The 15,466-nt window shown below is 37.4% G+C and carries 14 protein-coding genes; 8 read left to right on the top strand and 6 right to left on the bottom strand.

Annotation, left to right across the window (positions count from 1 at the left end; genetic code table 11):
- The first annotated feature begins 38 nt into the window (after positions 1–38).
- The 7 genes from DI076_RS00495 to DI076_RS00465 are packed head-to-tail and all read left to right on the top strand — an operon-like array spanning position 39 to position 8,252.
- Positions 39–911, top strand: a complete 873-nt coding sequence (locus tag DI076_RS00495; protein WP_108958107.1) for a Rossmann-fold NAD(P)-binding domain-containing protein — start codon at positions 39–41, stop codon at positions 909–911.
- Entirely contained in the window at positions 904–2,439 is a 1,536-nt protein-coding gene (locus DI076_RS00490; RefSeq protein ID WP_108958143.1) for a type 2 periplasmic-binding domain-containing protein, read from the top strand. The genes DI076_RS00495 and DI076_RS00490 overlap by 8 nt, the downstream gene beginning before the upstream one ends.
- Positions 2,436–3,389, top strand: a complete 954-nt coding sequence (hemB, locus tag DI076_RS00485; RefSeq protein ID WP_108958106.1) for a porphobilinogen synthase — start codon at positions 2,436–2,438, stop codon at positions 3,387–3,389. Before DI076_RS00490 ends, hemB begins: the two co-directional genes overlap by 4 nt.
- Positions 3,386–4,663 carry a glutamate-1-semialdehyde 2,1-aminomutase gene (gene hemL / locus DI076_RS00480; protein WP_108958105.1) on the top strand — a complete coding sequence of 426 codons (1,278 nt, stop codon included), beginning with the start codon at positions 3,386–3,388 and terminating at the stop codon, positions 4,661–4,663. Before hemB ends, hemL begins: the two co-directional genes overlap by 4 nt.
- A 3-nt stretch (positions 4,664–4,666) precedes the next feature.
- Positions 4,667–5,710 carry a uroporphyrinogen decarboxylase family protein gene (locus DI076_RS00475; RefSeq protein ID WP_108958104.1) on the top strand — a complete coding sequence of 348 codons (1,044 nt, stop codon included), beginning with the start codon at positions 4,667–4,669 and terminating at the stop codon, positions 5,708–5,710.
- Positions 5,707–7,047 (top strand): oxygen-independent coproporphyrinogen III oxidase, encoded by a 1,341-nt coding sequence (gene hemN / locus DI076_RS00470; RefSeq protein ID WP_108958103.1) that lies wholly within the window; start codon positions 5,707–5,709, stop codon positions 7,045–7,047. Before DI076_RS00475 ends, hemN begins: the two co-directional genes overlap by 4 nt.
- Complete coding sequence (locus DI076_RS00465; RefSeq protein WP_108958102.1) at positions 7,044–8,252, top strand: NAD(P)-binding protein; 1,209 nt, start codon at positions 7,044–7,046, stop codon at positions 8,250–8,252. The genes hemN and DI076_RS00465 overlap by 4 nt, the downstream gene beginning before the upstream one ends.
- Here DI076_RS00465 and hemH read toward each other — a convergent pair.
- From hemH to DI076_RS00440, 5 genes are all read right to left on the bottom strand, one after another.
- Positions 8,226–9,314: a ferrochelatase gene (hemH, locus tag DI076_RS00460; protein WP_108958101.1), complete on the bottom strand. Its 1,089-nt coding sequence runs from the start codon at positions 9,312–9,314 to the stop codon at positions 8,226–8,228. The two genes, DI076_RS00465 and hemH, sit on opposite strands and share 27 nt — an antisense overlap.
- Positions 9,304–11,238 (bottom strand): type I DNA topoisomerase, encoded by a 1,935-nt coding sequence (gene topA, locus DI076_RS00455; protein ID WP_108958100.1) that lies wholly within the window; start codon positions 11,236–11,238, stop codon positions 9,304–9,306. The genes hemH and topA overlap by 11 nt, the downstream gene beginning before the upstream one ends.
- A 35-nt stretch (positions 11,239–11,273) precedes the next feature.
- A complete protein-coding gene (gene cysK, locus DI076_RS00450; RefSeq protein ID WP_108958099.1) occupies positions 11,274–12,188 on the bottom strand; it encodes a cysteine synthase A in 915 nt (304 codons plus the stop codon).
- A gap of 66 nt (positions 12,189–12,254) precedes the next feature.
- The gene (locus DI076_RS00445; RefSeq protein WP_108958098.1) at positions 12,255–13,139 is read right to left on the bottom strand and encodes a HEAT repeat domain-containing protein; all 885 of its coding nucleotides are present in this window, start codon (positions 13,137–13,139) and stop codon (positions 12,255–12,257) included.
- Between the two features lie 41 nt (positions 13,140–13,180).
- On the bottom strand, positions 13,181–13,729 hold the full coding sequence (locus DI076_RS00440; protein ID WP_108958097.1) for a polyhydroxyalkanoate synthesis regulator DNA-binding domain-containing protein: 549 nt from the start codon (positions 13,727–13,729) through the stop codon (positions 13,181–13,183).
- 57 nt (positions 13,730–13,786) lie between these two features.
- Between DI076_RS00440 and DI076_RS00435 the strand changes: the two genes are divergently transcribed.
- Positions 13,787–14,653 carry a hypothetical protein gene (locus tag DI076_RS00435; protein WP_108958096.1) on the top strand — a complete coding sequence of 289 codons (867 nt, stop codon included), beginning with the start codon at positions 13,787–13,789 and terminating at the stop codon, positions 14,651–14,653.
- Between the two features lie 28 nt (positions 14,654–14,681).
- Here DI076_RS00435 and DI076_RS00430 read toward each other — a convergent pair whose 3' ends face one another.
- Positions 14,682–15,455: a hypothetical protein gene (locus tag DI076_RS00430; protein WP_108958095.1), complete on the bottom strand. Its 774-nt coding sequence runs from the start codon at positions 15,453–15,455 to the stop codon at positions 14,682–14,684.
- Between the last annotated feature and the right edge of the window lie 11 nt (positions 15,456–15,466).

Raw genomic sequence — 15,466 nt, 5'->3', positions numbered from 1 at the left:
TGTGACAGTACCCAGGATGTATTTGATAGAATAAAATTATGTGGTCAAACCTGATTCTACTCCATTCGACTGATCCCATCTCTAAGCCTTTAGACGATTCTCATCTAGAGGTTTGGAAAACTTGTCAAAGGACACTTGTCTTCACTGACAATCGGATTTTTCCCATGGAAGGAAATGAACGTTTTTTTGAGGGTTGGGAAGTTTACCACGGATATGATGCCTATCGATTTTTACTCGAAGTGGTCTCGGGTTTACGATCCAAGTTATTTGGAGAATCAGAAATCCAAGCACAGTTTCGGGATCGTTTCCGTGAGGAAAATACAAACGGTTCCAATTTTGGAACGTCACTGCTCCGCCTCAGAGACCAAATTTTAGAACATACCAAACAAATTCGGTCCAAGTATCTTGTTGGCATTGGCAGACAAACCTATGGAAGTGTTACAGAATCCTATCTACATAACCACAAGGAAGTCACCCTGCTTGGCACAGGTAAACTCGTAGATTCGATTTTGCCTTATCTTGTATCCAAACAAAAAGTAGTTCGTTTGGTTGGTCGGAACCATACCCGACTCGAAGAACTGAGTGCCCTTTACCCAATCACCACTCACCATTGGGAAGATTATAAACCAAGTCATGAAGCAATCATCATTGCCTCTAGTTTTTTGCCATTTAACTGGGAAGACATGATACGATCATCATCTATCATTTTAGATTTTAGAGAAAATAAAGATGAAAACAAAAATTATGATCACTACATACCACTTTCACAAATCCTAAATGACTTACACGAAACCGACGAACAAATCCAAACAGTCAAAATGGATTTACAATACTATCTCACGGAACTCACAAGAGAACGGGAGGAAGAACAACTTCATATTATGAATGGATGGGAAGATTTACTTGTCTGAAACAATCAAAATAGGAGGTAGGTCCTCCCTACTATCTCGCATTCAAATCCACACTGTCAAACAAGCGTTACAAGAGAAAAACAAAGAGATAAACTTCGAAACTGTGTTTCGAGAATCATCTGGAGATAAGGATTTAACAACTCCACTTTGGCAATTTGCTGGCCAAGGAATTTTTACAAAAGACCTACAAGAAGACTTACTCAATCATAAATTGGACATTGTGATCCACTCTTTTAAAGATATGGATCTAAAAGAAAGAAACGACACAACACTAATTCCCATTTTAAGTCGTGAAGATGTACGTGATGTTTTATTATTCAAAAAAACAAAATGGATCAATTTGCCAAATGAGATCACAATTCTCACATCCTCACCAAGACGTGAATACCATATCAAAGAATTTCTTAAGAATTATTTCCCAACACCTATCAATAATTTTGAAATCAATATTGAATCTGTTCGAGGGAATATCCAAACTCGGCTTCGTAAATATTTAGATCATGAGTCTGGTGGTATTTTGGTAGCAAAAGCTGCTTTGGATAGAATCCTAAATTTCCAAGACCATGAAAATGTATTACCCGAACTAAAAGAAATTAAACAACTCATAAGAGAAACATTAAATCTTTCTTTATTTATGGTTTTACCTTCTTCTATTTTTCCCAGTGCTCCCGCACAGGGTGCGTTATGTGCAGAAATCCGAAAAGAAGACAAACACCTTAAATCATTATTAACACAAATCGTTGATCCTGAAACCGAACTCACTGCGAACGAAGAAAGAGAAATTTTGTCGAAGTATGGTGGAGGTTGCCACCAAAAGATTGGAGTCACAGTTTTAAAAAGGGATTATGGAAAAGTCACATTTGTTAGAGGAATCACCGAACAAGGTGAAATCCTACATACGAAGGAACTATCAGATAGTCCCAACTTTTCATTTTCTAAAGAGGAAGTTTGGCCACCTAACGCAAAAATGGCTGCAAGGCAGAGGGAACGGCTTACATATAGCATTCCAAAAGATGTAGATGTATTTGTATCCAGAGGGTATGCGTTTCCATTGGATTTATCCGTAAATCCAAGTAACCAAATCTTATGGTCTGCTGGACTTTCCACTTGGAAAGACCTTGCTCTTCGTGGATTTTGGGTGAATGGAACTTGTGATGGACTCGGTGAAAGTGAACCACCCGAAATTGATTCAATCTTAGGAAGAAAACCTAAATTTGTAAAACTGACACATATGGATTCAGACAAACATTCTAGTGTTTATCCTGTGATTCCTACCTACTTTGTTTCCGCACCAGAAATACCAATCCCTTTTGATACATCCAAAATCAAAGCCGCTTATTGGAGAAGTGGTTCTGAATTTGACATCGTTACCAAACGATTCCCAGAACTACTGAATGTAATCCATTTTGTTGGTCCTGGTAGTACATTCAGAAAAATTAAACATGCGCTAGGTGAAGAAGGTTCTAAAAACAAAATTTTTGTTTCCTTATCTTTTGAATCTTGGGCTGAGAAGTACATCAAACAATGAAAACAAAAACCCTTCGACTTCGTTCCAACCAATACTTACGCCATTTGAGTGAATCAGGTTCACTTAACGTAAATAAAATGATCCAACCATTGTTTTTAGTAGAAGGTATCGATGAAAAAGAACCAATCAAAGGTTTACCAGATGTTTATCGCGATACAAACAAAACAATATACAATCAGATTGAATCGGATTTAAAATCTGGGGTTTCACAATTTTTACTCTTTATGGTACCTAGTGAAAAGTCAGACACAAGTTTCTCGAAGGACTTTTACCAATCCAATATTAGCCAAATTAAAAAAACTTTCCCTGAGATGTTTTTGTGGTTAGACACATGCATTTGTTCTGTTACGACAACAGGTCATTGTTGTCACTTTCATCCCAAAGGGACAATCAATTTAGAATTAACATTAAAACGATTGTCTGAACTTGCTCTTATCTACGCAGATTCTGGTGCTGATGGAATTGCACCAAGTGATATGATGGATGGGCGTGTATTGTCACATCGAAAAATTTTAGATGAAAACAACCATACTCATGTTCCGATTATGAGTTATTCCACGAAATTTAAAAGTCACTTTTACGGCCCCTTCCGAGGAGCAGCAGACTCCTCACCACAGTTTGGTGATCGTAGTGGATACCAACTAGACGTTAGAGATAAAGATACTGCCATTCATACTTCGGTTCGTGACAAAGAAGAAGGTGCTGATTTACTGATGGTTAAACCAGGAATGACTTCTATCGACTTAATTGGTCCCATCAAAGAAAAAACAGGGCTTCCCACTGGTGCCTACCAAGTGAGTGGTGAATATGCAAGTTTAGTATACTTAGCCAAAGAAGGTTTTTTAGATTTTGAAGATGGTTTAAAAGAAACTTGGGATGTATTTCGTAGAGCTGGTTCTTCTTTTTTAATCACATACGGTGCAAGGATATCAAAAAGGTTATATTCATGAATTCAGAATCTTTATTCGAAAGATCAAAACAAGTAGTTCCTGGTGGAGTCCATAGCCCAGTAAGATCTTTTTCTTCCGTTGGTGGAACTCCCGTATTTTTTAGTGAAGCAAATGGCGCCTATCTTAAGTCAGTCGAAGGAAAAAACTATATCGACTATTGTTTGAGTTTTGGGCCACTTCTCTTTGGACATAGACATCCGGAAATCCAAGAAGTAGTGGAAGATACTGTCAGGAAAGCATGGTCTTTTGGTGCTTGTGAACCTTATTCATTGGAACTTGCAGAGTTCATCACAGAAAGAATTCCATGGGTCGAAAAAATACGATTTGTAAACTCGGGAACGGAAGCTGTCATGAGTGCCTTACGAGTGGCAAGAGCTGCAACGGGGCGAAACAAAATTTTGAAATTCGATGGTTGTTACCATGGCCACCTTGATCAACTTTTAGTTAAGTCAGGTTCGGGCCTTGCAGGCCTTAGTTCAAGTGATAGCAAAGGCATTGGACCTGAAATCATTCAAAACACACTTGTCCTCCCTTTAGATGACGAAACAAAACTAGAGGAATTGTTCCAGAGAGAAGGTTCAAATATCGCTTGTTTGGCGATAGAGCCTTTACCTGCAAATTACGGTTTACTTCCACAAAGAATTGAATTCCTAAAAAAATGCCGTGAACTGACCACAAAGTATGGCGTATTACTTCTATTTGATGAAGTGATTTCTGGTTTCCGAGTTTCCTTCCAAGGGATGGCGGGCATCACAGGAATTGTTCCTGATCTAGTATGTTATGGAAAAATCATCGGCGGAGGATTTCCAGTGGGAGCTTATGCTGGAAAACGGGAATTTATGGATCTCGTGGCACCAAGTGGTCCTGTTTACCAAGCAGGAACTTTGTCTGCCAATCCCATTGGGATGCGAGCCGGGCTCAAAACCCTTTACAAAGCATGGAACGAAAATCCGTATCCAATTCTGGAAACAACCACCAAACAATTCACAGATGGAATCATAACATTATTAAAAGAATCTGGTGATCCCAATTGGGAAGCAGTGACATTTGGAAGTTTGTTCTGGTTAAAAGAGAAAACGGAAAAACCAATCAGAACGATTGCAGATATTCCAAACTCTCACAAATCCAACTTTGCAACTTTTTTCCACAAACTACTAAACCAAGGTGTTTATCTTGCACCAAGCGGTTACGAGGTAGGATTTTTATCCACAGTCCATACGAAAGACATCATCGATCTTACACTTGAAAAAATCAAACAGGCATTAAAGGGCTAAATCATGATCACAACCAAATACCACAATGAACGTTTTGCAAATGCGATCCAGTTAGTTCCACAAAATACTCCTCCAATTTGGTTTATGCGCCAAGCAGGGCGATACCACTCTCATTATCGTAAACTTAAAGAAACCTATAGTTTTATGGAACTCTGCAAACAACCTGAACTTGCAGCCGAAGTGGCACTAGGTCCCGTAAAAGAATTTGGATTTGACGTTAGTATCTTATTTTCAGATATACTTTTCCCATTAGAAGCACTCGGTATGGGTCTTACTTATGATCCTGGCCCTAAATTATCCTTCTCACTTACCTCCCTTTCAGATCTTAAAAAACTAAAACCAGTTGATGAAGCCATTGAAGGACTTTACTTCCAAAAAGAGGCAGTGATCCGAACGAGAGAAGTATTACCAAAAGATGTTTCTCTAATTGGATTTGTTGGTGGCCCTTTTACCCTTATGACCTATGCTAGTATAGGAAAACATGACGGAAATTTATCGTTTATCAAAACAAACCAAGAGTTTGTAGATCAATTTTATTCGATTCTTGTACCACTATTAAAGCGAAATATCGAGTTACAACTGCAAGGTGGAGCTGAAGTGGTGATGATCTTTGATACTGCAGCCGGAATGTTAGATCCATTTAATTTCCGGAGGTATGTCACAGAACCTATTACAGAGCTAACAAAATCCTTCCCAAATCAAATTGGTTATTATGCCAAAAATTCAACAGAATCACAAATTAGACAAATCCATTCCATTCAAAACTTAGTTGGTTTCGGAGTGGATCACCGGTTTTCAATCCCAACCATATTACAAGAATTTGGTGGCAAAGGTTTCATTCAGGGTAATTTTGACCAAGAGTTATTATTTGCAGACAAATCAACCCTCAAACAAAAAATCCAAGAATACCTTTTGCCGATCAAAGAATTGGAACCAAAAGAACGTGTTGGTTGGGTGGCAGGACTTGGACATGGTGTATTACAATTCACTCCAGAAGAATCTGTTCATCTCCTCATCGAAACAACAAGAAAGGTGTTTAGTACATGAAACACTTACTCCAAAAATACGATACTCCAGCACCAAGATACACAAGTTATCCAACCGTACCTTACTGGACAGATTCACCAACAGTGGAAGAATGTATTGAATCATTAGAAACACACCTTTCCCCAAAAGAATCAAAACTTGCGATGTACCTTCACATTCCATTTTGTGAAACTTTGTGTACGTTTTGCGGCTGTAATACATCAATAACAAAAAACCACACCGTTGAAGAACCTTATGTCAAAGCAATCAAAACGGAACTTGACCTGTATTTACAAAAAGTACCTTCTTTAAAAGGAAAAGATCTCAGTGAACTTCACTTAGGTGGAGGTAGCCCAACTTACCTTTCCGATTACAACCTTCAATCGACAATCGAATCTATCTTAAACCAATTACCCTCTTCGATTGATCCACAATATTCTATTGAAGTAGATCCAAGAAGAACACGAATTTCCCAACTCAAACTCTTACACAATTTAGGTTTCAAACGAATCAGTTTAGGGGTACAAGATTTTGACCCAGAAGTGCAAAGATTGGTAAACCGAACCCAACCATTTGCACTAACTGAAAACATCACCTTAGAAGCAAGATCACTAGGATTCAATTCAGTTAATTTTGATTTAATTTATGGATTACCCAAACAATCGCTAAACTCCATGTTATACACCGTGGAAAAAACATTAGAATTAAAACCAGATAGAATTGCATTTTATTCTTATGCTCACGTACCATGGATCAAAGCATCACAACGTTTATTTACGGAAGCAGATTTACCAGACCCGACTCTCAAACGTGAGTTATATGAAATGGGAAGATCACTTCTAGAAAAAGAAGGATACAGAGAAATTGGTATGGATCATTTTGCTCTTCCTCATGATAAATTATGGAAAGCTTTCCATTCCAAACAATTACATAGAAACTTTATGGGATACAGTGACTCCAAAACCGATGTGATGCTTGGACTTGGATCATCTGCTATTTCTGAAACACCAAATTTATTTTTCCAAAATATCAAACTGGAAATGAAGTATAGAAAATCTCTTTTGGACGGGAAATTACCAATCCTGAGAGGCCATAAACTTTCCAACTCAGATCGTTTGCGAAAACTCTTAATTTTAGAACTGATGACTTCTTGGGAAGTAAAAGTACCCACTGATTTGTTAAACCATACTAAAGATTTTTTATCGGAAATGGAAAAAGATAAATTGGTTTTTTGGAACGAAGAAACACTAAGTGTTACAGAGCTAGGAAAACCATTTTTAAGAATCATTGCGATGGCGTTTGATGAAAAACTCCAATCGAGTAAACCAGCTGGTCCCGTTTTCTCAAAAGCAATATGAAAGAAAACGTTCATATTTTAGGTGGTGGGATTACTGGTCTCTTTATGGCATACCACCAAGTAAAAAAAGGAAATTCTGTCACACTATACGAAGAAAAGGATACTTTAGGTGGAGTGATCGGAACACTGAACAAACCAGAAGGTTTGGTAGAACTTGCCGCAAATGGAATCCTTTTGACAGATGATATCAAATCCATGTTAGATGACATTGGTCTCTCACCTGTTTTCCCGAAAAAAGCATCAAAACGAAGGTATTTTTGGATCAATCAAAAATTATCTCAGTTTCCAATCTCAATCTTAGCAGGCACAAAATTACTATATTCGATTTTTCTCAAAAAACTTAAATTTGATCCCAATCTAAATTTTGAACATTGGGGAAATCAAATGTTTGGATCCTCTGTAACAAAAAACATCATAGAACCGGCTTTAGGTGGAATTTACGGTACACGTTTGTCTGAATTACAACCGGAAACTATTTTTTCAAAATGGGATGGCAGAGGAAACAGTACCATTTTTAAAGAGATCAAAAAGAACAAAAAGAAAACATACGGAACAGTTTCCTTTCCCAATGGAATGGGAGACCTTGTCACTCATTTGGTTTCTTACTTATCACCTAAAATCACTATCAAAACTGGATTTTCATTTTCAAACTTTAAAGAAATTCAAAGTTTAAATGGATCAGTCCGAATTTGTATCTCACTAAAAAAACTATTACCGATTCTAGATTCAGAAATCAAATTAGAAACCAAACCAAATTTGTTAACCATTTCCAGCGTAACAAGGTTTGGTGAAACAAAACTTACCAAAAAATCATGTTTTGGAATACTTTTTGGCAAAAATGAAGGTGTTCATGCTTTGGGAGTTTTGTGTAATTCTGATATTTTTGTTGGCCGAGTCCAAAATCAATTACATTCGGAAACTTGGATTTATCCAGATTTAAACACAAATAAAAGTGACAATTCGATTGAATCTATTTTAGAAACAGATAGATGTTTGGTCTCAAAGAAAATGGACCCTCCAACAGTTGTTTACCGAACAACTTGGGAAGGTGTTTTCCCTGCGTATGACGCAAATTTATATAAGTTCAACCAAGTGTTAGACCAGTTAGAAACAAACTGGTCTTCCCAAGGAAAAAACATCAGATTTTATGGAAATTATAGAAAAGGAATTGGTCTCAGATCAATTTTTGAATCGACAATGTTTTAACGATTCTCCTCCATTTTTTTTACAAATACAATCCTTAACCGATGTATCAGCAAGTAACACTCGTTCTGCTAAATATTCCATAAATGGTTTGTAAGTACCAAATGCGGGAATTCTAACAAATGATTTTCCACCATTTTCCAATGTGAGTTCTTTAAACTGTTCACCAATTTCTTCCAATGTTTCCAGGTGATCACTTACAAAACTAATTGGATACACTGCTATGTGTTTACCTTCTTTGGAAAGTTTTGTAATCATTTGAATTGTGTTTGGTTCAGTCCATTTGGCGGGACCTACTTTACTTTGGTAAGAAACATGTACATTGCCTCTGAAACCAAACTTTCGCAATTCCTCAGAAATTTTTTTGACGGAAATCTCTACTTCTTCCATATAACGATCACCCTTGTGAATGAGTCGCATCGGAACACCGTGTGCCGAAAAAATAAGATCTAGGTCTTTCCAATCACAATTCGGAGTTTCTTTAGGATAATGCAAAAATTCATCCGATTCTAACTGGTTTGTAAAAAACTCACAAATAAACCTAGCAATGATTTGGTGATACTTTGGCTCCAAACCAAAATGTGGGATATAACCACCACTCCCAACCGGACATTCACCAAACCTTGACTCTAAAATTGCCAGTGTTGATAATACGGTAGATCTGGAGAATTGAGGATAAAGCGGTAAATACAAAGTATTTGCATCGGGTTTGGTAAACTCATCCTCTCTAATATTAGGATATCCGCAAGTCATGGAAACTTTTACCTTCCATTTTACTTTCGTTTGTTGGTTAAGAATTAATTCCAAAACCTTTGCTTGTTTTTCTGTTTCGTCCACAAGGGGAGAACCACCACCAAAACCCATGGATTCATAAGTTTTTTGCACTTTAGGAGCCCGTTTTTTTGCGATGAACCTTGCCAAACGAATTCGGAAAAATTCTGGCAATGGCAAATCAAACACAAATGGATCTGAAAATAAATCTCTTAAAAATACTTCAATTTCTGAGGACGTCCGTGGCCCTCCCAAATTCACTAGAATTAAAGTTTTATCATAGTTAGTTGTCATAGGTGATGTAGTCACAGTGCGGGTATCGAGAACAAAAATAAATGGTTTTCCCATTTTTCCCCAATTTGGTTCTGATGGTTCCATCCGAACACTTTGGGCAAACTTTTTTCTCTGTAAGGATTAGACTCCTTTCCTTCGGTAGATGTTGGTTCTTATTTTTTTTCGGGTTAACATTTGAATTGATTCTCGAATTTTCAGTTACAATTTTTTCATTCTTCTTACTAGTTACAATCTCAGGTCCATAAGATTCTGTTTTTTTCCTTGGTGATTTTAAAATCTGTTTCAGCTTCTCATAGAATGCTGAAATTAATTCCACTCTTGAATTTTTGTTCTCTGTGATTTGGTCCAATTGTTGTTCTAAGTCCTTTGTAAATGACTCACCAATCAGATCATGAAAGTTTAAATCCAAATAAGCATCCACTTTCATTCCCAAAGCAGAAGGACCTATGTTTTTTTGATACTCAACAATATACTTTCTCAGTTTTAATGTTTCAAGAATGTTTGCGTAAGTGGAAGGGCGACCCACTCCTGTATCTTCCATTTTTTGAATTAACTTACCTTGGGTATATCGTTCGGGAGGTTCTGTTTCCTTTTCCAATGTAGAATAAGATTCGTAGAAAAAAATATCCCCCACTTTTGCATCCAATGTATTCTTCTTTTTATCCATCATTGGTTCCGGGAAGTTTTTGAACCCACCATCAAAAATTCTTTCAAACGAATGGGTGAAAAGATGTTTTCCAATTGGGAATTCATACACAATTTCTTCTCCTGATTCTGGTTTCATTAAAGAGACCAAGAATCGTTCCCAAATCAATTGGTAAAGTTTCCATTCATCAGCTGTTAAATAATTTCGAATTTGATAAGGTGTTAGATTGGGATTAATGGGAATCACTGCTTCATGAGCATCTTGTGAAAACTTTTTTTGTTTGGACTGTTTACCAGCGCCTTCCAACAAAAGTGTTGGATAATGTTGTTTTAAATAATTTTCACCTAATTGACGTTTTGAATCCGAAACTCGAGTACTATCAGATCTCATGTAGGTAATAAGACCAACCGTTTCTCCCGAGTGTAATTTTTTACCTTCAAATAAACTTTGTGCAATTCTCATCGTTTTTTTTGAATCAAATTTTAAAGCACGAAAACTAACTTCAAGTAAACTCGCGGTGGAAAATGCCTTTGGAGGTTTTCGATTCAATTGTTTTATTTTGATATTTGATAAAACAAGTTCCTTCAACTTAGAAGGTTCAGGAATCATCCCGAGTTCCTTTACGATCGAATTAACTTCTGCTTGATTCAATTTTTCTTTTGTATGGTATTTGAGTTCGGAAATTTGTTTATTCAGAGTTCCTTGAAGTTTGAGTAAAAGGTAAGTTTCTTTTGAGAAGTTTTGAATTTCCTTTTCTCTCTCACATATCCAATGTAAAACGGTAGATTGAACTCTTCCAGCAGATAAGGTTGGTATTTTTAATTGTTTCCATAAATCAGGGGATACTTCAAAACCAAAAATTCTATCGACTACCCTTCTTGCAATTTGTGATTCAATTTCCCCTTGGTCTAGTCCGGTTTGTTTCTCTAATTGGATATTTAATTCAACTTTTGTGATTTCTTTTAAACGTAAGCGGTAGATTGGTTTTTTTAATTTTGCCAATTCATCAAAACAATGTTTGGCGATAATCTCACCTTCTCTGTCCGGATCACTAGCTATATAAATTTTGGAACACTTTTTGGCTTTTGTAACGATGGAGGCAAAGAGGTTTTTTTTCCCTTTGAGCCATTCATATTCAGGTTCAAAAGAATTGGAGATGTCCACTCCATAGGATTTGGGAGGAAGGTCTTTGATATGCCCCTTTGTCGCAACAACCAACCAATCTTTCCCTAGGTAAGAATTGAGGGTTGTTGCCTTTGTAGGGGATTCAACAACAATTAAATTGGTGATTTTAAAATCCCATCAAACAAGTATTAAACGAAAAGTCCTTCCACAGATAAGTATCTTTCTCCTGTATCATAACAGAATGTAAGCACTTTGGAACCTGCAGGAATTTCTTTTAGTTTTTTGGAGACTGCCGCAAGGCTTGCACCAGAAGATGTTCCGATAAAAATCCCTTCTTTTTTGGCAGCAAGAACAGCCATTGTAAAGGACTCTTCTTTTCCAACAGTGATGATCCCATCTAGTAATTCTGTTTTGCAGTTTTTAGGAATGAAACCAGCACCAATCCCTTGGAGAGGGTGTGGACCTGGTTTACCACCACTGAGAACAGGAGAACCTTCAGGTTCTACAGCAAATACTTTTAGTTTAGGAAATCGTTTTTTTAAGTTTTCTGCACAACCAGAAATATGCCCACCCGTTCCTACACCAGTGATGATATAGTCCAATCCATCTGGAAAATCTTTTGCAATTTCTTCTGCAGTTTTTTCTCTATGGACTTGGATATTGGCTTCGTTTTCAAACTGTTGTGGCATCCAAGCGTTTGGATTGGCTGCCACCATTTCTTGTGCTTTTGCAATCGCACCTGGCATACCTTTTTCCCTTGGAGTGAGCTCAAACTTGGCACCGTAAGCTGCCATAATCCTACGTCTTTCCACTGACATATGTTCTGGCATCACAAGAGTGATCGCATAACCTTTCACAGCTGCAACCATAGCAAGACCAATCCCAGTATTTCCAGATGTAGGCTCCACAATGATGGAATCTTTTTTCAATTTTCCTGATTTTTCGGCATCTTCAATCATCGCAAGCGCGATTCGATCTTTAATCGATCCACCTGGGTTCTGTCTTTCTAGTTTCATATACACTTCGTGATCAGTTCCAAACAAACGAGACAATCGGATATGTGGTGTGTTGCCAATGGCATCTAGAATACTATTAAATTTCATAATTTCTCCGTTTAAGTCACATTTTTAAAGAAAATCTAGATTTGTCCACAATGAAATGGAATAAGTCTAGGGGTACCGAAATGAAATAAGATAGGAATGATCTTCTTTCATTTGTGATAAAACATTTGGGTGATTTTCAACAAGAATCGCCTTTTCTAGGTAAGGTGCTGCAATCCGAAGGTCTAAACGGCGTAATGCCTGTGAAGCTTTTTTCCTTACTTCTGGATCATCATGGGAAAGCATCTCTGTCACCGCTTTAAAATTTTGGTTAGGCAAACGTTCTAAACCTACTATGGCCGATAAAATGGAGATTTTTGCATAGGGGACCTGTTCTTTACCCAGTCCATCCGCAAGAGAAGAGATCCACACCTTACGATCGGATTCATACATTGCATCAGCAGCAGAACTTCGGATATAAAAATTAGGATGAGACAACGCTTGTTTGATGGTTTGTTCGGAGGATTCCGTTGTTGGGAGAGAACCTAATGCCCGTAACATCTCACCACAAGCCAAAACAATGGAAATTTCACCATCTCCGTAAAAGTAAGGACTCGAGGTAGAATGACGATCAGCAACTCCGTCACTGATTTTTCTTACTTTTGGCGGGTTGTATTCGATGATGGAAGCCGACTCTTTTTGAAAGGTTTTGATGAGAACAGGTATGGCAATTTTGTCCCCTTTTTTAGCGAGAGCTTTTGCCGCATAAAATTTCACAGCGGGGGCATTGTTCTCACTTGTTGGGAAATTGGGTGTCCCCTCTAAGGCAGAAAGTATGTCCCGATACCCTCTATTTGATTTAATAAACGTTAGACGGTCTATGGCATCACGAATTTCGAAGATATCAGAAGAGGAAAGTCGTTTCCTTTGGGTTTCAAAAAAGGCCTCATCTTGTTCTGAAAATAAACTTACGTTCCATAAAAAGACGAGTAGTAGAACATGTTGGAATTTCATTCCTTCCCCCTAAAATTGCAGGACATTCTAACTCATTTTGGCTAATTTTCTTTTAATTTTTCTGCGACTTCTTTTAATTTTTCAGATAAGTCGCCAAGAGTGGCTTTGTCCTCTTCCAAAATGGATTGGCTGAATTTTTCCAAATCCTTTTGGATTTGTTCCTTTTTTTCACTCGCGCGGGATGCCATCTTTCGGAGTAAATCTTCTCTGTAGAGACTAAAATCTACTTCCTTCAATTCCCCGAGTTCCACCATCGAATTGACAATCCTTTCCAACCGTTCGCGGGTAAGGTAATTGGCACCAATCCCACCTAAAACCAGACGTTCAAATAGGCCAGAAATATCACGACCTGTCTCTCGGATGAGAGAAGTTAACATAAAATTTGAAAAATCTTCGTTCCTTTGGCCAAGACTCACTTTTAAAAATGTTTGTCCGAGGATCTTTGGTGTAATGTCTTCCCCAGAAAGGTTGTCTTGGACTTTGATTTCTTCCCCACCAATGATCATCTTTGCCACATCTTCTAACGTGATGGTGGAACTTGTTTCTGGATCATAGAGCCTACGGTTTGCGTATCGCTTGAGGAGCTTCATCGGAGATGCTTTTTAAAATGACTTTCAAGCCTAGGGGGTCAACTAAAATACAATCGTATGGACTCACTATTCGGAGCCGTTTTGACACAACTCCCAGAGCGGGAAAAAGAACTCATGATTGCTTGGTTACAAGCAAATGGGTCCGTAGTGAAAGAATGTACAAGTAAAAATTGGAAAGATTTCCCTGATTGTATTCGAGTTTTTTCCAAACCAAGTCCAGATTTAGCAAAAGAACTTTTGGATTGGAGCATAGAACCAATCTTATGCGGACAATTTTCAAAAGAAGAGAAAGAGGAATACAAATCCTCAGGTGTATCCTTTTTATGGGATAAACCTTTTCAGAAAATTCATACTCTACCTCTCCACCCAGAACCTGAAAAAAAATTAACCTGGATTGTTTGTACAAAAAATCAAATCCTAGACCAACACATTTCTAGGTTTTTAAAAACTTTAGGTTATTTTGTTTTTGCGGAATCAAATCCAGAATTTTTACTCAAAAGATTGTTAGTTGGTCCATGTCATTTTTTGCTATTGGATTGGGATAAAGTTGATACAAAGTTGTTGGTCCCAAATTTAGAAAAAATCAAAAGAGAAAAACCATATTTGTCAATCGGCATCAAAGATTTTAATCGAGAAAATCTATATCGTGATTTAAAAATGGGGATCAGTGGAATCTCAGAAGTGCTCATTGATGCGAAGGACTTTTGGAAGGTATTTTTGGATAGTTTTCCACTCACAGAAGAACAAGTAGAAGAAAAACATTGGAAAGAATCAGCAAAATCCGTATCCAAATTAACGTTTACCTTTCAGGAAAAACGAATCCCCGTATCCATGAAACTAACCGACGTAACCATATTATCTGCAAACCAAACATACCAATCCACAAAAGACCATATCGATTTATTTCGCTGGTTTGTGAGTTAAGGAGATTAAAAATAAATGAACATGTGATTCATTCAAATAATAACATGTCATCACTTGAAAGCTCACCCGCTCCTCTGTTTGGAAACGCTTGTTCAAAAAACAATGCAGCTAACAAATCAAAGTCTTCATCCTCTTCCCGATTTTCTATTTCCCAAAGTTCATTCCTTCGTTTGATGAGAAGAGATACGGTTGCATCTTCTAACGCAAAGTCAATTTTCAATCGATTTAACGTTCGTATCCAATAATTCAAATTATAAATGCTATAATCACGAAAATACGTAAGACCTGCAATGGTTGGTTCGTATTTGAGTAATGCCTCTGTGAGGTAACATGCAGTTTTTAAATCTTCTGTAGCCCCAGTTTCTTTATAATTGCGATAAATATGGTGGATGGTTTCATGCATTGACATTGTGGAATGGTATGAATCTTCAATGAGACGAATGGAATCGGGGTGAGATTCCATATACCCGAAAACATCCACGATCTCATTTTTCTCTTGGGCTTCTTTTCTTGCCAAATCACATTCTTCGTCAGTAGTCTGAGGATCAACTAACAAGATAAATAGATATTTGGTTTCAAAAGCAAACCTGGATTCTTTTGGAATGTAATATTCGATCCAGATGGGTTCTTTGTAGTAATCAATCGACTCTTGGAAACTAAGTTCGGGTGTGACTTTAAGTGATTTGAGTTTTTTGACATCATCGGTGATGACTTTTTTCCCTTCAACCCTCGTCTTACTACGTTTGATTTGTCGGAGTTCCGACTTATTCAAAAGTGGCTTGGGTTTGAAGCTCGAGTCCATATTAGATCATC

Source organism: Leptospira ellinghausenii, assembly GCF_003114815.1.
Taxonomy (GTDB): Bacteria; Spirochaetota; Leptospiria; order Leptospirales; family Leptospiraceae; genus Leptospira_A; species Leptospira_A ellinghausenii.
Note: the sequence above shows the minus strand (reverse complement) of the source record. Positions and strands in the feature narration are given on the sequence as shown.